Consider the following 21,241-nt stretch of genomic DNA (forward strand, 5'->3'; position numbering starts at 1 on the left):
CTTACATTTCCATCTTATCATCATAAAATACTTTTTTATGATAGCGCAGCTATCGTATATAGTAACTATTAGCATTTGATTTTCATAGGAGTTTTTTTGCTCGTTTAGAGAGGCAACGTCCCTGATGTTTTTTACATACTACTCAAAGTCCTAGTGCAGGAGAGGGGCGGATCGAAGTCGACTCAAAAATCAGTGAGATTTAAGATGCGGCAATGTATAAAAAAGACTTCAGGGATGTTACCTAATAATTTATGCAAAAATGTGAGAATTTGATTGGAGCTTATTTCTGGCGGAGAGACAGGGATTCGAACCCTGGGAAGGTTTCCCTTCAACGGTTTTCAAGACCGCCGCAATCGACCACTCTGCCATCTCTCCACGGGCAATACTATCTCAACCCTTATAGTTTTGCAAACACTTTTTTTATATTCTTATTGAATAAGGCCGTATATTTTTAATAGTATAAAATTTCTATTTATTTCATTATCTAAAAACATAAGAATGTTCGCAAATTCAATAGTCCTAGGTATAATCCCCTAGAAAAAGCAGTTGAGTTCTGCTGCGCAAGTTAACGGTATTGAACCTGCTGGATTTTCTAGGATAATGTTTTCAGTTTTTACAGCTCTTGCAGCTTGTAGTGATTGCGGTGAATATATTTTAAATAGGTGTAGTTTATGAAAAGAATTCAAGTGTTGTTCTTGTTTGCTCTTATTGTGTCTTTAAGTGCTTGTAAGTCATGGTGGCATAAAGATGAAGAAGATAATAATCCTTATAAAGGAATGACTGCAGAACAACTTTATACTGCATCTCAGAAAGATTTGCACAAAAAAGAATATGCAACTGCAATAAAACATCTTGAAGCAATAGAAACAATGTATCCTTTTAGTGATTATACCGAAAAATCACAAATGGATTTAATTTATGCTTATTATGAGAATGAAGATTATCCTGCAGCTGCGGCCACAGCAGAACGATTTATTCACCTTTATCCACGGGCGAAAAATGTAGATTATGCTTATTACATGAAAGGTATGGCAAATTTTCAACAAACCCGCGGTGTTTTCGCAAAATTCTTACCTTTGGATGAATCATGGAGAGATCCTGGGACGCAAACCCAAGCTTATTCAGATTTCGGTATCTTGATTCAAAAATTCCCTGATAGTAAATATAAAGCAAATGCGTTACAACGAATGATTTATTTGCGCAATATGTTTGCACAACATGAGTTGAATGCGTCAACATTTTATTTTAAGCGTAAAATGTATGTTGCTGCTATTGAAAGAGCAGCTTATGTGGTTAAAAACTACCCACAGTCTCCTGGAGTCAAACAGGCTTTAGTGATTATGTATAAAGCAAATAGGGCTTTAGGGTTCAATAAAGCAGCTGAAGAGGCACTATCTATATATACAGCAACGTATCACACCACCAAAATGGAACGAATAGTGTAATGTTTAGCGACATAAAAGGTATTTTTTGTGCCTTTTGTGTCGAACTCACGTTATTAACGTACCAATAATAACTCCTTGTTTTCTGGATTTGCATGAACATTGCTCGAGTTACAAATGTACCTGTTTTTCTGTTTTAAAATAATCCTTAGCTTAAAAACAATCAAATGAGTGCTTCATATGACAAAATTGATGCATGGTCTAAATTAAGCAGAAAAAAGAAAAATAGTTGAAGTCAAGACTGTTTTTTTAATTTTGGTTTGTTTAAAATAGATAGGTATTATTTCTGCGCTCCACATTCTTCTCCTGTGGATAATTAAATCACCAAATATGCTAACTTCAAGCACCACTTACTTAGCGACCTTGCCCTATATGGGTTTTTCAGTTAGTCAATAAAATACATTACCATTAGTTATGCACATTTTCTGTGGATAAGTCTGTTTATATTCTGTCAAATCCCATGTAAAAATAGAGGTTATTTGAATGCTAAATTATTATCCAATATGTTCTTGGAAATAGGCTACACTGCGCGATAGCGCACCCTAGATAACATTCTCAATCCCATTGAATGATACTGACAAAAACTGTCATGAGTTTGTTTTATATTCTCCGATGAATTAAAGAAATAAATACAGGAGAAATCATGACATTCGACCCCAACTTAGTTCTATTTTATGTGAGCAATATAGAGAACAGTACTCATTTTTACTCAGAACTACTAAATGTCCAACCTATCCATACTGAGCCTGATTATGCCATGTTTCTATTAAAACCTGGTTTACGATTGGGTTTATGGTCTCAAAATTCTGTAAAACCAGCTCCTACTATATTTGGTGGTGGCAGCGAGTTCGCCATTCAGGTAGTTGATGAGCAAACTATTGATGAACTTTTTGAGAATTATCAAAATAAGAACTTTAGGATGATACAAGAACCAACTAACATGGATTTTGGTTATACCTTTGTCACCTGCGATCCAGATGATCATCGAATTCGCTTTTTTTCGAAGAAATAGCCATGAGCCAAAACTGGCTAGCTGTCGCTTGTGTATCCCACGTGCGAATTGATGTAGAAGGAGGATTTATGTAAGTTTGTCATAGTAACTTGCACCTCTATTTCACCCAAATCAATAATCATGATGTTTTTGATGCATTATGAGTGTGTTATGGTCATTAAAATCAGCCTGAATGATGGTTTGTTGGATAGGTTAGTCAGATAATTTTTTACACAAAATAAGAACCTTTGGAAGTAGGGCTTCCTATTTATTAATTTCTATGTAAATGAATAGACTATAATATACTTATTTTCAGAATCAAAATATTCGCTTTATTTGAGGCAATGAAAATATAAATCGTGGAGGGAATGTGGCTATTACCGCAATGGAAAAGACAGTGAGAAGAGTATTTGATGAAATGTGGAATCAACAAAAGGTTGCACTAGCAGAGGAGCTCTTTTCACCAAAGACTTCAATTCATTTTAGCTATGACCAAGTAGCAAATTTACAGGATTTTAAAGATGCGTTACTGCAATGGTATCGAGCTTTTCCGGATTTGCAGCATCATATCGATGATCTTATATTGAGTGGGGATAAAGTAGTGACGCGTTGGCATGGCCGAGGAACCCATTGTAATGAATTTTCGGGAATTCCCGCAACAGGTATTTCTGTATTTTATAGTGGCATTACGATTTTTCGCTTGGATCATAATCAGCAAATTACCGAAGCTTGGGTATACAGTGATTTAAATGACATGATTAACAAAATGCAACAAAGTCAAAAATAATAGGCATGATTATGGAAAAAGAAAGCGAAAAGCGTTATGAGAAGGCAAAAAAATTTCTTCCGCAAAATGTTGTTGGTTTGCTGAAAAACGTTCAACCTTCAATTGCGTGGTCACCCGATGAAAAACATATTTGCTATCGACATGACACAATTCAAGGCTATGAATATCTTATTTTTAATTTACAAAACAAGAAGAAAGAACCTGCTTTTGACCACTCCTTGCTGGCCTGCAAAGTTGCAGAGAAATTAAATCGGGAAGTCACCGCTTTTGCCTTACCAATCAATAAAATTGATTTTGTTGACGAACACATTTTGCACTTATTTGTTGAGCCATTTATTTTTCAATATGATCGGACAACTCAGGTGCTCTTGCTTGTTCCGGAGATAAAAAAACCTATCGCAATGTACCGATGTCCTTCTATTATGGAGCTTTGGGGGCTTTTACCTACTCCAATTGCTCCAAGAATTCGCTCACTGGATCAGTGTTGGGATATATACATCAAGGAATATAACTTATTTCTTTTTTCATTTGCCGAAAATAAAGAGTATCAACTTACTACAGATGGCACCAAAACGAATGCATATGCTGTTTCTCCTGATACTAATTTAATCTCATTAACGCTACATCGAATGCAGACAGTATTACCCCCTATGGCTATTTGGTCTCCTGATTCACAAAAAATTGTTACGTTTCAATGTAATCAACAGCATGTGAAAAAATTATCACTGCTACAACATGCTCCGGAGGATGGTTCATTTCGTCCGCAAGTTTATGATACCCATATTCCTTTTTTAGGTGATGACGCAATCCCAGAACTCAAATTATGTTTGATTGACATCGCAGAAAAGAAACTGAGTAAAATCGATATGCCCCCTTTGCTACCAGCATTAGTCGGATCACCAATTGAAGCTGGCTATGTTTGGTGGAGTAAAGACAGTAAAAAAATCTTTTTTTTAAAAGAAGAGCGAGGTAATCATCAACTCTCTTTATGTGAGTTGGATAGTGTGACAAAACAGCATCGAATCATTCTAACTGAAAAGTCTCTGGGATATGTTGAGCCCAGTCAATTAATTTTGTGGCAAAATTACACGCAAGTAATTGAAGAGACAAATGAGTTTATTTGGTTATCGGATCATAACGGTTGGGCTCATCTTTATTTATATGATTTGCACACTGGACAAGTGAAAAATCCCATCACCCAAGGAGACTGGATGGTCCGCAAAGTATTTCATGTTGATACTAAAAATCGCTGGGTATATTTTTTAGGGAATGGCAAAGAACCAGATGTTGATCCCTATTTTCGTTATTTATATCGTGCACGCTTGGATGGTAAAGAAACGCAATTGTTGACCCCGGAAACCGCAGATCACTCCATTGTTTTCTCTCCCTCTAGGGATTATTTTATTGATTATTGTTCTTCTATGGACTTTATTCCGGTTACAAAATTATATGATAAAAATGGGAACGAAATTAATCTATTGGAAAAAGCAGATTTCTCTCTGCTCTATGCTTTGGGATATAAACAACCGAAACCTTTTTGTCAAAAAGGTGCGGATGGAGAAACAGACATTTATGGTGTTATGTATTTTCCTACCGATTTTGATCCAAAGAAAAAATATCCAATAATTGATGATATTTATCCTGGTCCACAATTGACGCGTGTGCCTAAAACCTATTGTTATGATCCTCCTGAATATTTTTATGGTTGTTGGTGGCCGCAAAGTTTGGCTGAATTAGGTTTCATCGTCATTAACATGGACGGGCGTGGCACTCCTTTACGATCTAAAGAATTTCATGAATATTCCTACCGTCATTTAGAAACCGCTGGTGGATTAGAAGATCATGTTGCAGTGATTAAAAGTCTGGTAGCACAGTATTCCTATATGGATATAAAGCGAGTCGGTATTATCGGACAGTCGGCTGGAGGGTATGCTGCAACTCGCGCTTTATTGGATTATTCTGAGTTCTATCAAGTAGGGGTCTGTGTTTCCGGGTTACAAGATCTGCGAAGCTACTTAGCATTTTGGGGCGAACGGTATCATGGTTTACCAAATGATGTAGATTATACTTTGCAATCGAATTATCCCTTGGCTGCTCAACTTAAAGGGAAATTATTTCTGATTCATGGTGATTTAGATGATAATGTCCATCCAGCTAATATGTTGCAATTGGTTGATGCACTGATTAAAGCAGATAAAAATTTTGATATGTTATTAGTTCCAAATGCGAACCATTCCCTTTATTTTATGAATACTTATGTTTGGCGTAGAATTTGGGACTATTTCGTTGAGCACCTAAAAAAGTAATTATGCACTCAGTGGTAGAGTAAATTTCCACTTCAATTTATTATCGAGTTTAGAGCTCTGAAGCTAGGCATGAGTATGTTAAATTTCACGATTAATTTTCATAAACCAAAAATATTATCATCAACAATTAATTATGCCTATCTATTAGAGTTACACACTATTATTTAATGGTATTGGATTTCACTGAGGAAGCTATGAAAAAATTGGATACCTATCAGAGTCTTTGTACTGAAGTGTATGATTTAAGTAAACCGAATGCGCCACAAGATGCATACTCATTCTACCAAAGCTATGCTGCAGAGGCTAAAGGCTCGATTTTAGAACCTATGTGTGGTACAGGTCGATTTTTATTGCCGCTGGCTGAAGAAGGATTTCATGTTCACGGTTTTGATGCAAGTCAGCCAATGCTAGAACGACTGCATGCAAAAGCCCATAGCAAAAATCTTAATCCCAAAGTCTGGCATGGTTTTATTGAAGATTTAAATCAATCCGATAAATATTCTTTAATTTTTATACCTAGTGGTTCATTTTGTCTTATCACGGAAAAGGCTGATATCCAAAAAGCCTTAAAAACCATTTATGAACACTTGGAAGATAAAGGACTTTTTGTATTTGAAGTAGAAACACTTCATGCGGTTCCTAAAGAATTAGGTATATGGAGAGGCACAAGATGGCTAAGAGAAGATGGAGCACTCATAGTACTCAGTCAATTAGCCATGCTCGATGAAGAGGTTTGTTACTCTATCGGTAAATACGAACTGATTGATAACAACCGTATCATTCAAACAGAGATTGAGGAATACACAATTCGCATTTATCAAGACCTTTCTTTATTGCTCAATTTGCTTACTGAGGTTGGTTTTAGCAATGTACGAATGGTTAAAGCTTTTGATCGACACGCATCGCCTAATGAAACAGATGAAAGCATTGTTTTTGAATGCAGAAAATAATTCTATGTCCAAAACCCATCCTCCACCCAGTAGGCACTGAAGTTCGATTGCTACGGATACATTACTCCAATACCGTTGCGGGTAATATGATGGATTGACTTAAAGTTGCGATACGAAAACCGAATGCTACAAGAACAGCACCCATGGCTTTTACACTATAAAATTGAATACGGTTTAAGTTTGTTTTAACCGCGTGATGCGTCATCATCATGCTTAAATTGGAAAACCAAATTATGTGAATTACTGAGATTTCAAAACCATAAGCCATTTCAATCCATAAGTAACTTAGTGGATCAATTATTGTAGCCTCAAGCACTTTAGAATGCCAACGGATGACAAACAGGCTTCATTTTATTATTTTCAATTTATTCTATACTGAAATGGAATTAGTTATTAAAATTTCAATAAAAATTAAAGTAAAAATGAGAATCTACCCTAAAAATCAAGGATGATTTTTATGAGAATGTCAGTGTCACTAAGAGCTACTTGTTTCATTTTGATCCTAGTTAATACTTTGGTGATTTCTTGTAGCCAAAATCAAAAAAATACTTCTTCTTTTCAAATAAGGCCAGTTAAAGCAATTCAAATTGGTAATACTAGTGCATTTAACGGCCGTGCTTTTCCAGGTCGGGCAAGTGCTGTTCAGCAAGTAAATTTATCATTTAACGTGAGTGGTTCTTTAATAGAATTGCCAGTAAAAGTTGGCGATAACGTAAAAAAAGGCTCGTTGATTGCAAAACTTGATCCGCGAGAATTTGAAGCAAAATTGCAAGCAGCCCAAGCTGAGTATAATCGTGACCAACAAAATTTCCTTAGAGCCAAGGCATTAGTAGGGAAAGGGCATATCTCAAAGTCTGATTATGATCTGTTACAGGCAAAACTTGGAGTGGCCCAAGCAAATAAGGTTTTAGCGGAAAAATCACTTAAAGACAGCGTGTTGAAAGCACCGTTTGACGGAAAAATTTCAAATTTATATGTTGAAAATTATCAGACCATTACTAATCAGCAAAACATAGCCAGGCTCTTGGATGCTTCCCAGATTGAAATGATTGTGCAGATTCCTGAGGTGGCAATTAGTTATATTTATGATGTAAAAGACATTATCGTGCGCTTTGATTCATTTCCTGATCATGTGATGCCTGCAAAAATAAAAGAAGTCAGCAATGAAGCCTCTCCTGAAACGCGAACTTATCCAGTCACTTTAATTATGCAACAACCAAAAGATATTGAAATCTTGCCAGGTATGGCTGGAAAAGCGACAGGACATATTGATCACGGTAAAAAACACAAAATAAATTTACAATTCCTGCATCTGCGGTGCTGACGAGTGATGCGGAAAAAAAGACTTATGTATGGATAATCAATCCCAAAACACACAAAGTGAAACGCCGTGAAATCCAAATTGGAGAACTCATGCCCACAGGTATTTCAGTAGTGAAAGGGCTGCATGAAGGCGAATGGGTAGTGACTGCAGGCATCCATAGTTTGAATGAGGACGAGAAAGTTAGTCTTTTAAATGAGCAGGATGAGTGACTATGACCTTATCAGACTATGCACTAAAAAACAAAACAGTAACATCGTTTATTCTATTATTATTCTTCATTGCGGGCTCTGTATGTTTCTTCCAATTGGGAAGGTTGGAAGATCCTGAATTTACAGTAAAAGCCGCGACGATTACCACTCATTATCCAGGGGCTAGTGCAGAACAAGTGGAATTGGAAGTCACCGATCGTATCGAGAAAAAAATTCAAGAAATGTCTGAGGTAAAAGATATTTCTTCCATTTCAAGAGCTGGGCTTTCCATTATTAAAGTGAACATCAAAAACGAATATTGGTCCGATCGCTTACCACAAGTTTGGGACAATCTACGCAAAAAAGTACAGGATATTGAGAGCAGTTTACCTCCAGGAGCCGACAAACCGGTAGTAGGGGATGATTTCGGTTATGTGTTTGGTTTTCTCCTGGCTGTGACTTCGGATGGATTCAATTATGCTGAACTTGAAAACTATACAAAAGAAATTCAGAAGGAGCTCAGTATTGTTCCAGGGGTTGCTCGTGTAGATCTATGGGGTGTGCAGCAAAAAAGAATTTACCTGAATATATCAAATACTCAGCTTTCTCAATTAGAGGTGACTCTAGACGATTTAGAACGCACATTAAAATTACAAAATCAAGTTATTGATGCTGGGCATGTAAATTATCAATTACAACGGATGCGTATCGCGCCCACAGGTGAGTTCAACACGGCAGATGCCATAGGCGATTTAGCAATTATCCCGCAATTTAAAGTAAATAATAAACCCCAAAAGAACGGGGAAATCATCAGGATTCGGGATTTTGCCGAGGTTAAAGAGGGATATGCTGACCCTCCAGCGCAATTAATGCGCTATTCTGGACTTCCTGCAATTGGAATCGCTCTAGCGCCATTAGCTGGTGTGAATGCAGTTAAAGTAGGGCAAGATGTGGATAACCGGCTCAATGAAATTCAGGAAAAACTGCCACGAGGCATCGAGATTCATAAAATTTCATGGCAGTCTGATATTGTTGCTGAGTCCATTAATGCATTCCTCATCAATTTAGTCGAAGCAGTAGTTATTGTTCTATTGGTATTAGCATTCACCATGGGATTAAGGGCCGGCATGATTATTGGGGTGTCTGGACTAATTTTGGCGATTTTGGGTACATTTATCGTCATGAAAGTATTGCATATTGATCTTCAACGGGTTTCCTTAGGTGCATTAATTATTGCTATGGGGATGATGGTCGATAATGCGATTGTGGTAGTTGATGGATTTATTATTCGTTTGCAACAGGGTATGGCACGTGAAGAAGCAGCTATAGAAGCAGCAAAAATTTCCGCTTGGCCATTACTGGGAGCAACCGTTGTTGCATCCATGGCTTTTTTTCCCATTTTTGCATCAACCTATGATACTGGGGAATACGCAGGAAGTTTGTTTACAGTCATTGCAGTTTCGCTCATTTTAAGTTGGTTATTTTCCCAAACAGCCACACCACTTTTGTGTGCTTTATTTATGCCTAATCCTAAAAAAGTGGAAGGTGAAGGGAACGCATACACAAGTCAGTTTTATAAAGGATATAAGTTTATATTGGAAGCTGCGGTACGTTATCGCATCTTTTTTTCTTTAGTTATGTGTGGACTGCTGGTGCTTTCTATTATTGGCTTTCGCTACGTCCCTATTATGTATTTTCCTGACTCGTCACGATTACAAGTAATGATCGACTATTGGGCACCCGAAGGAACTCGTATCGAGGTTGTATCTGAAGATCTCGAAAAAATTGAGAAAAAGCTGCTTCAGGATCCTGGAGTCGTAAGTGTGAGCACCTTTATTGGTCAAGGTCCGCCTCGTTTTTACTTGCCTGTGGAATCAGAATTCCCTTATTCCTCGTATGCTCAGTTGATTGTAAATACGAAGAGCTCACAGGATGTCGATCGTTTGGTGGCTACATTACCTGTATGGAATAGTAAAAATTACCCACAATCTATGGTGCGTGTTCGTAAGTATGCGGTAGGTGCATTTAATAACTGGAAAATCGCTGCTCGCTTTAGTGGACCCGCGAATGCAAACCCTGTTGTTCTACGCGCTCTTGCAGAGAAGGCAGTAAAGATACTACGGAATAACCCTCACACAATTGATGTACGCACTGATTGGCGAGAACCTGTGTTGCAAATTGTTCCTGAGTATCAACAGGAGCGTGCACGGTGGGCGAATGTTTCACGGCTTGATTTAGCACAAACTTTGCAAAGAGCCAGTGATGGCGTTACCGTGGGACTTTATCGTGAACAAGATAATTTGATTCCAATTATTCTGCGTCAGCCTCTAAATGAGCGAGATACCGCAGCAGTGGATTTGCCTTTGTTGCAAGTGAACTCGAAATGGAGTACTAAAACAATTCCTGTCTCTCAAGTAGTTAATGACGTGAAGCTGAACTGGACCGACCCTATTATATGGCGTTGGGATCGTAAAAGAGCAATCACAGTGCAATGTTCGCCCTATGAAGTTACAGCAAATACGTTACGTGAAAGCATCTTGCCGCAGTTCGAAAAAATTAAATTACCTCCTGGATATACGCTGACCTGGGATGGAGAATACAAAAGCAGTAGAGAATCTGCAGATGCCCTAAAGCCGGGTCTTTTTCCTGCAGTGGTAATTATGGTGTTGATTATTGTGATGCTTTTTAATGCATATAGACCTCCACTCATTATTATTGCGGTAATACCTTTTGCAATGATTGGGATTACCTTCGGTTTACTGCTCACTGGAGTACCTTTTGGTTTTATTGCATTGTTGGGAGCAATGAGTTTATCCGGGATGATGATTAAAAACTCAGTGGTATTATTAGATCAAGTGAATATAAATCTTGCCAGTGGCATGAAGCCCTATGAAGCAGTCATTTCAGCTGGGATAAGTCGGTTATCGCCCGTAGTGAACGCTGCTGTGACCACTATATTAGGCGTTATTCCTTTATTACAAGATATTTTTTGGGTTTCTCTCGCTGTAACAATTATGTTTGGATTAACGGTAGGGACAATACTCACTATGTTTTTAGTTCCGGCCTTCTATTGCATTTTGTATCGGATTAATCCAGGATAGACCTGAGATATCTTCCATTATCATTTAGAATTTTTCTATGTACCGTGCTTTATTCGCGGTACATAGGGGTTTTCTAATCAAAAAAAGGATGACTCTCAAGTCAACAAAGCTAACCAGTTATATGGTAACCGCTATCAATATAAATGACATCGCCAGTAATGTTTTTAGCATATTGGCTGGCAAGAAAAACCACCATTGCACCTACATCATTGATATCAACCAAAGATCGTAAGGGAGACTTTTCTTTTGCAAGCTGGAGTAAATCATCAAACTTCCCCAAACCTGAGGCAGCACGTGTTTTTAGAGGACCGGGAGAAAGTGCGATAACACGAATTTGTTGTGGACCCAATTCTACTGCCATATAACGCACCGAAGCCTCTAATGCGGCCTTCACTGGTCCCATAAGGTTATAATTTTCGACAACTTTTTCTGCTCCGTAGAAGGACATAGCAAACATTGAACCACCATTTTTCATGAGTGGTTTGGCCAGCTTCGCCATACGGATAAATGAATGGCAAGAAATATCCATCGCCAGGAGGAAACCTTCTTTAGAGCATTTATGAACAGGATTTTGTAAATCATCTTTGGGTGCAAAAGCAATTGAATGAATCACAATGTCAATTTGCTTCCATTTTTTTTCAATTTCTAAAAATAAATTATCTAAATCATGCTCTTGAGTCACATCACACTGACGATAAATGGAGGGATTCAAAGTGTTTGTAACTTTATCTACAAATGATTTAGTTTTTTTATTTAAATAAGTGACAGCCAGATCAGCGCCAGCTCTTTTCAACGCATGGGCACAACCATAGGCAATGGAACTTTCGTTGGCAATTCCCACTACCAACGCTTTTTTTCCTGAAAGTAAGGTATTATCCATGTCCTAATTCCTTGTTCTTGATAAGAGGGTAACAATGATTGGCAATAATCCATTCCTCATCGGTAGGAATTGCATAAATCGTGACAGGGCTTTTGGGAACGCTAATCATCAATTAATGATGTCCATAATATCTTATTATCTAGTGAGCGATTCCCTTATCCTGGTCTTAGTATAGGGCATTATTCGGATTATTACATAACTACCAGATGAATCCATTACCTAAATTGGATTGAAGTTAAAGTCCCGTCACCTTTCATTATCCAGTTTTCTAATTCGGTTATTGAGATTGATTAATTTTTTTCCTTTGTGAGTTTAAAATTTCAAAAATATTCTATACTCAATAATAAATTCAATATCAATGCCTAGACTAAAGGGACGTTTCTATGTTGCATAATCCAATTGAGAGTCGTTCACTATATAATTGGTATGATTTGACAATGCGGGCGCTTCAACCTTATTCAGATTATTGCTTTACGCTTTCCAAACGTTTTAAATGCATCGCCGACACGATGAATTTACCCGTTAACCTTCCATTTTTGTTCGATATGCAAAAAGAGTTGAGTGAATATAATGAGCAATATTCACTATAAAAAGGTTTATGAGATTACTGGGGATATACTAAAAATTATTGTCCCCTCTGTTCATGAAACAGGCGCAATTTCGATCCCCAAACTCGATGATTTAGCTTTAATTCATACCCCAAAGGGAGTGTTGCTTTCCCAAATTACTCATTTAGAGGATGAAATCGTAACTCTGCAAGTGTATGGGAGCACTAAAGGTTTATCTACTGATGCTTCAGTCACTTTTCTTGGTGAGCCTATGAAGGTGAGTTACTCCCCAAATATTCTTGGGCGAGTATTTAATGGAGTTGGCCAACCCATTGATAATGGGCCTAGATTAGAGCAAGACGATAAAACGTACATCCGCACGCCAACAGTAAATCCTACTCGACGAACACTGGCTTCCAAGATGATCCGCACGAATATTCCTATGATTGATATTTTTAATTGTCTTGTTGAAAGTCAAAAAATTCCTATATTTTCAATCGCGGGTGAACCGTACAATGAATTATTGGCAAAAATTGCAATCCAAGCAGAGGCGGACATTATTGTGTTTGGTGGCATGGGGTTGTTGTTTGATGATTATTACTCTTTTCGTAAAACCTTTGAAGATCATGGTTCAATCGCGCGTACAATTATGTTTGTGAATCAAGCTTCCGATTCTATTTTAGAACGATTGCTGATTCCTGATATGGCATTAGCAGTCGCTGAAAAAATGGCAATTGAAGAAGGAAAACGCGTTTTGGTGTTATTAACCGATATGACCGCTTTTGCTGATGCATTAAAAGAAGTGGGCATTGCGATGGAGCGCGTGCCGTCTAATCGCGGTTATATGGGCGATCTGTATTCTCAGTTAGCACGACGTTATGAAAAGGCGTGTGATTTTCAAGGAGCAGGATCCGTTACGATTCTTACTGTAACTACAATGCCAGGCAATGATGTCACTCATCCTGTTCCTGATAATACTGGATACATCACCGAGGGACAGCTCTATCTGCATTCAGGTTCCATTGATCCATTTGGCTCATTATCTCGACTCAAGCAACATGTAATTGGCAAACAAACCCGCGATGACCATAGCCAAATTATGAATACGATGATTCGCTTTTTTTCAGCTGCTTGTGAAGCAGAACAAAAACAAGCAATGGCTTTTGAAATTTCTGAATTTGATGAGCGATTACTTAAATTTGGTCGTTTATTTCGCGACCGATTTATGGATATTAACGTTTCTATTTCTTTAGAAGATGCATTGGATTTGTGTTGGCAAACACTTGCAGAGTGTTTTCATGAAAATGAATTACTGATGAAGCAAGAATTGGTTGCAAAATATTTTAAGGGTAACGCCCAAATCCGAATGGATAATAATCATGGCAACACAAATCAAACTCAATAAGGCATCGCTCAGTTTAGAACAAAGAAATCTGAAAAATTATCGGAGGTTTTTGCCTTCCTTAGAGTTGAAAAGAAAAAAACTCTTGTCAGAACGAAGTCGAGTTGATTCTCAAATTAATGAATTAAAACAAAAGGAAAAAGATTTAGAAAACAGTATTCAAAATGATTTACTCATGGTTTTAGGGGCTATGAGTAGTATAAGTAAGCTCATTGAGATTAAAGAAATTTCCATTACTGAGGAAAATATTGTTGGCGTCAAGCTGCCTGTATTGCAAGCCATTTCTTTCCATACCTTAGATTATGTGTACTTCAATACACCACAATGGTTTGAGAAATTAATCGATGCAGTTCACGAAAAAATCGAATTGCAGCTAGGTTTGCAAATTGCACTCAAGCGACAACAATTATTGGCAAAATCCATTCAAACGGTGACGCAACGGAAAAATCTTTTTGAAAAAGTATTAATTCCTAAGGCATTAAATAACATTCGGGTTATCCAGATTTTTTTAGCCGATAATGAGCGAGCGGCGGTAGTGCGCTCAAAAATCGCGAAAAAGAAAAGGATAAAGTTATGAGTATCGCAACCTTCGAAAAAGTGAGTATTCTTGGACCAAGTCGATGCAAAGTAGATATTTTAACTGCTTTGCAAGAATTAGGTTGTATGCATTTAATTGCAATGAATCAACCCAGTAAATCAACGTTAACTACTACGTCAACAACATTGCTGGATCAAATAAAAGCAGCATTACTCTATCTTAAAAATTCACCAGAACACGGAAACCCTCGCCTTATTCGGAAAGATTTTAACCCTGATCTTGTGGTGAAAAAAATCTTAGCAAATCAACATGATTTAAGAGTTGCTATTGATCGACGTGATTTTTTGGCAATCCGTATTCGCGAAGTATCTGAATGGGGTGATTTTACTTTGCCTGCTGAGGGGGATATAGGCGGAGTCAAATTATGGTTTTATAAAATTAATCTGAAAGAAATTACCCAGATTCCCGAAGATTTTCCCTTGCATGAAGTATATCGTAATAATCGTTATGCGTTTATTATTTTGCTCTCTGAACGAGAACCGCGGGAAGATCAATTTGCTTTTCAGCGTATTCATACCGGTTCCATTGCTTTAAAAGAATTGCGTGCTGAATTAGATGAATTGAATGAAAAAATCGATGATCTCATGGATGAGCGACGTAATTTAACGCGTTATCGCTACTTGCTAGCTCGTGAGGTAGCTCAATTTTCGGATAGGACTGAATTGCAAAAAGCTTCGGGACAGACCCAAGAGCATGATGCATTTTTTCTGTTGCAAGCGTGGATACCGCATGCTGAATTATCCCGACTTACTCAATTTTGCCAAGATAATCAATTGAGTTTGGTGATTGAACAGCCGTTACCTGAAGAATTACCTCCGACCCTTATGGAATCACATCCCTGGTTGCAAGGGGGATCAGAGCTTGTTAATTTTTATCAAACACCAGGTTATCATGCACTCGATCCCTCCATTATGGTCTTTTTTTCATTTTCAATTTTTTTTGCGATGATTCTTGCGGATGCAGGTTATGGAATCATTTTGGCTTTATTCACTGCATGTTGGTGGAAAAAATTGGGACAATATAATGCAGCCCAATGGTTAAAACCTTTATTAGTCGTCATTTGTGCTTTTTCTATTCTGTATGGTGTCATGTTGGGAAGTTATTGGGGCTTTGCACCTAAAGCGGGAACATGGTTAGCGAAATTAAAAATAATTGATATCAATAATTTCAAATTGATGATGATTGTAGTTCTTTTCATCGGGTGTTTGCATATTTGTATTGCCAGCGGTATGCGTGCGTGGTTTGCCCAACATCGCAATGAACGAATTCATGCTTTAGGATTTATTTTCTTAATCATTGGAGCAGTAATCTACTCCATCGGTTTAACGAAGCATGATCGTATGATAACCCACTCTGCAATGATCGTCTTTATCCTAAGTTTGCTTTTAATCATGATCTTTGCCTCAAACGAGCCAATCATTAGCGTTAAAAGTTTCTTAAAAAGAGTTTTTCACGGTGTAAGTGCATTAGCTGAATTGCCTACTTTGTTTGGAGACATTCTCAGTTATCTGCGCTTATTTGCATTAGGATTAGCTGGAGCTTCGTTAGCGGTCACCTTTAATACTATGGCGCATCATATTGCTCAGCCTGGTAAACCTGGTAGCTGGCTCTTAGCGATTCTTATTTTACTCATTGGGCAAACGATGAATTTAGCTTTATGTCTTATGAGTGCCGTAGTCCATGGACTTCGTCTTAATTATATTGAATTTTTAAAATGGAGTATCAAGGAGGATGGATATTCTTATCAGCCATTTAAGAAACAGGAGATTTCCCATGAATGAGTTAATGGTTCTATTTGGATGGGTAGGTATATTTGCTCCAATGGCATTGGCAACAGCGGGAAGTATCTGTGGTTGCGCTATTGCAGGGCAAGCCGCAGTTGGTGTGATGTTAGACACTGACAGCGGATATGGTAAATACATTGGTGTCTCGGTGCTTCCTTCTACCCAGGCCATTATGGGCATCGTCATTATGTTTACCCTAAATCGAACGGTTACGCCACAAATTGCTGGAGGACTCTTTGGCATTGGGTTACTGGCAGGAATCGCTTTAATGATCTGTGCGATTCAACAAGGATATTGTTGTGCCAGTGCTATCAATGCAACAAAAAATAAACCTGAAATATTCGGCTTATCAATTGCTCCAGCAGCGATTGTAGAAGGATTTGCTGTATTTATATTTGTATTTGCTCTGGTATTAAGCAATGGCATATAGGAGTTTTTTATGGAACCAAAGCAGGATAAAGCTGCAAACATAATTTCCCAAGGTGTTGAAACATTAATCGAACGATTAAAACATGATGGAGTGAACGCGGGAAAAGAAGAAGCTGCACGATTAATTCGTGAAGCACAAGAGAAAGTCAACGCGATGCTCAATAATGCTCAAACTAAATCAAAGGCAATGGTGGATGAAGCGCATCAATTGATTCAGCAAGAAAAGAAAGCGGCAGAGGATGCACTACAGCTTGCAGCACGAAATATGCGACTTGAGCTGAGACAAAATCTAATTGATCGGTTCACTCAAGAAGTGAAACGTCTTGTACATAAGGAATTAGATGATGAGGATATGTTGCGACAACTCATTTTTTTAGTTGCAACGGATACTGTGGAACAGCTCCATGCATTTAAAGCGAAAAATATAGAAATTGAATTACCTCAAAAAGTATTGGATTTCGAGGAAATTAGAAAAAATCCCGAACTATTAAAACAAGATCCTTTAAAAACACTGGTACAAAGTTTAACGCGACAAATGCTCCGCGATGGTTTGGATGTTCGTGTCAATCAACAAGCAAGTCATGGCACAGGGATTAAAGTGCACCTTGTAAATGAAGAAATTGTCTTGGATTTAACTGAAGATGCAGTCAGCAATTTACTCATTAAGCACATGCAGCCTCGATTTCGAGCACTTTTGGAAGGATTATTGCAATGACTGATCAATATTATACTGTAGTATGTAGCTTGCCGCGGATGAAGGCACAATTCCAAATTGAGGAAACTCCTATTTCACGATTGCAATTGGAAAAGCGATTGAAACTGCTGCCAGTAGATAAATATACGCTGGCTTTTACTGTGGAATCATTGGCTTGGACAAGCTGGTTTATGCCGCAGCAATCCGTAGCTGATCTGCGCAATGTATTTCAACGCGTGATTGACAGCGAATCTGTTTTTTTGCGTGATATTCTTATCTGGTTTTTTGATTTGCGTAGCATTTTAGCGGCAGTGCGCATGAGAAATGATAAAAAAGAACCGCCCGAAAACCCCAAAGAATGTTGGATTACACGATGGAATTATAAATTGCTGAGGAACTGGAATGAGCTGGATTTCGGATTAAAATCCATTTATCCGTGGTTGCCCAAAGTTGCTGTAGATATTGCTAAAAAAGATACGGTTGCTGTTGAAAAGTTTTTATTATCCTACATTTGGAAGTATTTATCGATGTGTGAAAGAGGACATTACTTTGACTTTGAAGCAATCATTATTTACTTACTCCGCTGGAATATCATTCAGTATTGGTCGCAATTTAATAAAGTCAATGCATTAAATCAATTGAATGAATTGTCCAATTTATTATTAAATGAAGTTATCTTGAACGACAAAGGGAGCGTGTCATGAAAGATAAACAAGCACGAAAACCTGTCCATGATGCTGTGGTGATTGCAATTCAGGAGGGAATTGTGCGTATTCAACAAAAAAGTTCTAATCCTCTCATTAAGAATGAAATTATCTATATTTGTCCTGATCAAGGTTCTACCAATGAACGCATTATGGCTGAAATACTTCATGTAAAGGGCGACACTGCGATTGCACAAGTATTCGAAGAAACCAGCGGTATTGCAATAGGAGATCGGGTTGAGCAATCTGGAGAACAACTCTCGGTAACTTTAGGTCCAGGCTTATTAGGAATGATTTATGATGGTCTGCAAAATCCATTAATTAATTTTGCCCACAAATATGGATTTTTCTTACCACGCGGTGTACGTGAAGAGTCTATTAACTCAGAAAGGAAATGGGTATTTTCAGCGAGGGTGCATGCAGGCGATACAGTGAATGCAGGAGATGTATTGGGGGTAGTGCAAGAAGGACGATTTACTCATAAGATCATGGTCCCTTTTGATATGGCACAACACATCAAGGTCGAATGGGTACAACAAGGTGCTTTTACTGCTGATACACCTATAGCAAAACTTGTTGACTCTGAAAACAATACGCGTGAAGTCAGCATGCTGCAGAAGTGGCCCGTACGCTTTTCGATTGCGCAAACCTTGATGAAAAATAATCTCGTGGAACGTCTCTATCCTAATGAACCCATGATAACTACTCTGCGATTAATTGATACTTTTTTTCCGATCGCTCGTGGTGGAACTGCATGTATTCCGGGGCCATTTGGTGCAGGTAAAACGGTGTTACAGAACTTAATTGCACGTTATTCAGATGTGGATATCGTTATCATTGTGGCATGTGGTGAACGTGCCGGTGAAGTTGTAGAAACTATCACCGAATTTCCAAAACTCGTTGACCCCAAAATGGGGGGGACGCTTATGGATAGAACGATTATTATATGCAATACCTCTTCTATGCCCGTCGCGGCACGAGAGGCATCCATTTATACAGGAATTACTCTTGGGGAATATTATCGGCAAATGGGTTTTAATGTGTTACTGATTGCAGACTCGACCTCTCGATGGGCACAAGCGATGCGAGAAACTTCGGGGCGAATGGAGGAAATTCCTGGAGAAGAAGGATTCCCAGCCTATTTGGATAGCAGTATAAGGGGATTGTATGAACGGGCAGGTATTATACAATGCCCTGACCAATCAAAGGGAAGTCTTACTATAGTTGGAACAGTTTCTCCTGCAGGTGGAAATTTTGAGGAGCCTGTCACTCAATCTACCTTAAGCTCTGTCAAAACGTTTCTTGGGTTAAGTTATGATCGTGCTTATAAGCGTTTTTATCCCGCCGTAGATCCATTAATTTCTTGGTCACGTTATTTCGAACAACTCAAACCATGGTTTGAAAACAATCTTGAACCAAGTTGGATTACCAAAGTAACTGAAGTGACAAAGCTGCTTCATCAAGGGCAAGAGATCTTTAATATGATGCAAGTGACAGGTGAAGAAGGAATTACGATGAGAGATTACATTCTCTATCAAAAATCACTTATGTTTGATATGACTTACTTGCAGCAAGATGCTTATGATCCCATCGATGTCTCCGTACCAATTAATCGTCAAAAAGAATTTTTTAATCTTTTGTTTGATATCATTATGAAAGAATATGAATTTAACGAGAAAGAAGAAGCACGTAACTTCTTTGTGAAGCTGACCGGTTTATTAAAGAATTTAAATTACTCTACCCTTAATTCGGATAACTATACGAAATTTTATTCTAATATTATTCAATTGATAAAATAATAATTACTCTTATTTTCAAATGCACGCATACTACTGAAATAGGTTGGATGTTACCCAACATTGCTCCTTTGCAAAATAAGTAAGGCGATTGCAGCTGATAAAAGTATATAAAATATAGGGGCTATTGAGAGTTTGAATAAGTTTTGTAAATAAACTGCAACCAATGGAGCTGTTCCGCCAAAAATAGCCGTACTAACTCCCCAGGCAATAGAAACACCACTATACCTTATATGAGTTGGAAAAAAATCATTCAATAACTTAAATATAGGTACGCCGACCAGGGCATTGCATAAAGCATAGGGAATTTGTGCTAACAGAATCAAGATAAATGAATTGGTTTGAGGAACTAAATAAGCCAGAGGAGCAGCTATAAAATATCCAATTAAACCCATTGCAATAAAACGTTGCTCATTAACTTGGTCTGCAAGAATACCTATTGAAAAGATAAATAGAGCTACAAATCCTTGTGCTAAGGTTACAATGAGTTTTGTTTCTGCGGCCTGCAATGTCGTGTATTTTGCTAAATGTGTAGCGTAAAAAACATTCATAATGTAGATATAAATACTTAAAGAAGCTACTAATAATGCGGCTTTGAGCAATTCATTTTTGTAATTGTTAAATAAAATTTTTAGAGGGTTTGTTGTTTCTTCCTTTGTTATTGCCAAGAAGGCAGGAGACTCGCTTAAGTTTCTTCGAAAATACAGAGCACAAAAGCAGGATAAAGTTCCTAATAGGAAAGGAACACGCCAGGCCCAGACAGGCATCTGATGAAAAGAAATTAAAGTAGACATCAATCCGCCAAACATCATCCCTAATGCCGAAGCAAATCCGGTCCAGCTGCCAGCCCGACAAGGTTTTTCTAAATCATGTTCGATTAAATAGATGGCACTGCCATTAAATTCACCTGATACGGCAAAACCTTGGATACAACGTAATAGGACTAATAAAATGGGTGCTAAGATTCCAATGCTATTATAGGTAGGAAGGCTACCAATTAATAGTGAAGAAATACCCATGAGCAAGATCGATGCTTGCAATGCAATGCGTCGGCCCAGTTTATCCCCTAGATACCCAAAATAAAGAGAGCCTAAGGGTCGGAAAAAATAACCAACTGCAAAAACAGAAAATGTTGCAATTAATCCCAGACGACTACCTAATTCGGGGAAAAACAATGCAGCAATAATATTCGCGATATAAGCGAAATAAGTAAATTCAGCCCATTCTAGGAATGTTCCTATTGCTGCAACAATGACTCGTTTCTGTTTATTTTCCATAGGATAACTCATGAGATAATTTGATATTGTAGTGCGATTG

Annotated in this window: 18 protein-coding genes and 1 tRNA gene; 15 read left to right on the plus strand and 4 right to left on the minus strand. The window is 37.9% G+C overall.

Going from position 1 to position 21,241, the window contains the following annotated elements; translation table 11 throughout:
* Nucleotides 1-287: 287 nt before the first annotated feature.
* Nucleotides 288-375 (minus strand) — tRNA-Ser (locus Lgra_RS08875).
* A 296-nt stretch (nt 376-671) separates the two neighbouring features.
* Here Lgra_RS08875 and Lgra_RS08880 point away from each other — a divergent pair.
* From Lgra_RS08880 to Lgra_RS08900, 5 genes are all read left to right on the plus strand, one after another.
* Nucleotides 672-1,445, plus strand: a complete 774-nt coding sequence (locus tag Lgra_RS08880; RefSeq protein ID WP_058498907.1) for an outer membrane protein assembly factor BamD — start codon at nt 672-674, stop codon at nt 1,443-1,445.
* A 640-nt stretch (nt 1,446-2,085) separates the two neighbouring features.
* Nucleotides 2,086-2,454: a VOC family protein gene (locus Lgra_RS08885; protein WP_058498908.1), complete on the plus strand. Its 369-nt coding sequence runs from the start codon at nt 2,086-2,088 to the stop codon at nt 2,452-2,454.
* 349 nt (nt 2,455-2,803) lie between these two features.
* The gene (locus Lgra_RS08890) at nt 2,804-3,220 is read left to right on the plus strand and encodes an ester cyclase (protein WP_238584406.1); all 417 of its coding nucleotides are present in this window, start codon (nt 2,804-2,806) and stop codon (nt 3,218-3,220) included.
* Between the two features lie 11 nt (nt 3,221-3,231).
* Entirely contained in the window at nt 3,232-5,526 is a 2,295-nt protein-coding gene (locus Lgra_RS08895; RefSeq protein WP_058498909.1) for a S9 family peptidase, read from the plus strand.
* A 194-nt stretch (nt 5,527-5,720) separates the two neighbouring features.
* Nucleotides 5,721-6,476 (plus strand): class I SAM-dependent DNA methyltransferase, encoded by a 756-nt coding sequence (locus Lgra_RS08900; protein WP_058499277.1) that lies wholly within the window; start codon nt 5,721-5,723, stop codon nt 6,474-6,476.
* Nucleotides 6,477-6,537: 61 nt separating this feature from the next.
* On the opposite strand, the gene Lgra_RS08905 is transcribed toward Lgra_RS08900, so the two are convergent.
* Nucleotides 6,538-6,792 carry a hypothetical protein gene (locus tag Lgra_RS08905; RefSeq protein WP_174905290.1) on the minus strand — a complete coding sequence of 85 codons (255 nt, stop codon included), beginning with the start codon at nt 6,790-6,792 and terminating at the stop codon, nt 6,538-6,540.
* 132 nt (nt 6,793-6,924) lie between these two features.
* Here Lgra_RS08905 and Lgra_RS08910 point away from each other — a divergent pair, with 132 nt between their 5' ends.
* The 3 genes from Lgra_RS08910 to Lgra_RS08920 are packed head-to-tail and all read left to right on the plus strand — an operon-like array spanning nt 6,925 to nt 11,089.
* The gene (locus Lgra_RS08910; RefSeq protein ID WP_083502884.1) at nt 6,925-7,800 is read left to right on the plus strand and encodes an efflux RND transporter periplasmic adaptor subunit; all 876 of its coding nucleotides are present in this window, start codon (nt 6,925-6,927) and stop codon (nt 7,798-7,800) included.
* Nucleotides 7,794-8,009 carry a permuted SH3 domain-containing protein gene (locus Lgra_RS08915; RefSeq protein ID WP_058498912.1) on the plus strand — a complete coding sequence of 72 codons (216 nt, stop codon included), beginning with the start codon at nt 7,794-7,796 and terminating at the stop codon, nt 8,007-8,009. Before Lgra_RS08910 ends, Lgra_RS08915 begins: the two co-directional genes overlap by 7 nt.
* A 2-nt stretch (nt 8,010-8,011) precedes the next feature.
* Nucleotides 8,012-11,089, plus strand: a complete 3,078-nt coding sequence (locus Lgra_RS08920; RefSeq protein ID WP_058498913.1) for an efflux RND transporter permease subunit — start codon at nt 8,012-8,014, stop codon at nt 11,087-11,089.
* A 109-nt stretch (nt 11,090-11,198) separates the two neighbouring features.
* Here the strand turns inward: Lgra_RS08920 and fabI are convergent, their stop codons facing one another.
* Nucleotides 11,199-11,969: an enoyl-ACP reductase FabI gene (fabI, locus tag Lgra_RS08925; protein ID WP_058498914.1), complete on the minus strand. Its 771-nt coding sequence runs from the start codon at nt 11,967-11,969 to the stop codon at nt 11,199-11,201.
* A gap of 570 nt (nt 11,970-12,539) precedes the next feature.
* Here fabI and Lgra_RS08935 point away from each other — a divergent pair.
* Genes Lgra_RS08935 through Lgra_RS08965 form a run of 7 tightly spaced genes read left to right on the plus strand, consistent with a single transcriptional unit; the run spans nt 12,540 to nt 19,927 of the window.
* Nucleotides 12,540-13,922: a V-type ATP synthase subunit B gene (locus tag Lgra_RS08935; protein ID WP_058498916.1), complete on the plus strand. Its 1,383-nt coding sequence runs from the start codon at nt 12,540-12,542 to the stop codon at nt 13,920-13,922.
* Entirely contained in the window at nt 13,897-14,496 is a 600-nt protein-coding gene (locus Lgra_RS08940) for a V-type ATP synthase subunit D (protein WP_058498917.1), read from the plus strand. The genes Lgra_RS08935 and Lgra_RS08940 overlap by 26 nt, the downstream gene beginning before the upstream one ends.
* On the plus strand, nt 14,493-16,298 hold the full coding sequence (locus tag Lgra_RS08945; RefSeq protein ID WP_058498918.1) for a V-type ATP synthase subunit I: 1,806 nt from the start codon (nt 14,493-14,495) through the stop codon (nt 16,296-16,298). Before Lgra_RS08940 ends, Lgra_RS08945 begins: the two co-directional genes overlap by 4 nt.
* Complete coding sequence (locus Lgra_RS08950) at nt 16,291-16,731, plus strand: ATP synthase subunit C (protein ID WP_058498919.1); 441 nt, start codon at nt 16,291-16,293, stop codon at nt 16,729-16,731. Before Lgra_RS08945 ends, Lgra_RS08950 begins: the two co-directional genes overlap by 8 nt.
* 9 nt (nt 16,732-16,740) lie before the next feature.
* Nucleotides 16,741-17,445, plus strand: a complete 705-nt coding sequence (locus Lgra_RS08955) for a hypothetical protein (RefSeq protein WP_058498920.1) — start codon at nt 16,741-16,743, stop codon at nt 17,443-17,445.
* Entirely contained in the window at nt 17,442-18,128 is a 687-nt protein-coding gene (locus Lgra_RS08960; protein WP_058498921.1) for a DUF2764 family protein, read from the plus strand. The genes Lgra_RS08955 and Lgra_RS08960 overlap by 4 nt, the downstream gene beginning before the upstream one ends.
* Nucleotides 18,125-19,927, plus strand: coding sequence for a V-type ATP synthase subunit A (locus Lgra_RS08965; RefSeq protein WP_058498922.1), 1,803 nt, complete (start codon nt 18,125-18,127; stop codon nt 19,925-19,927). Before Lgra_RS08960 ends, Lgra_RS08965 begins: the two co-directional genes overlap by 4 nt.
* 50 nt (nt 19,928-19,977) lie before the next feature.
* Here the strand turns inward: Lgra_RS08965 and Lgra_RS08970 are convergent, their stop codons facing one another.
* Nucleotides 19,978-21,201, minus strand: a complete 1,224-nt coding sequence (locus Lgra_RS08970; protein ID WP_172468389.1) for an MFS transporter — start codon at nt 21,199-21,201, stop codon at nt 19,978-19,980.
* Between the last annotated feature and the right edge of the window lie 40 nt (nt 21,202-21,241).

Source organism: Legionella gratiana (assembly GCF_001467695.1).
In the GTDB taxonomy this organism is placed as follows: Bacteria; Pseudomonadota; Gammaproteobacteria; order Legionellales; family Legionellaceae; genus Legionella; species Legionella gratiana.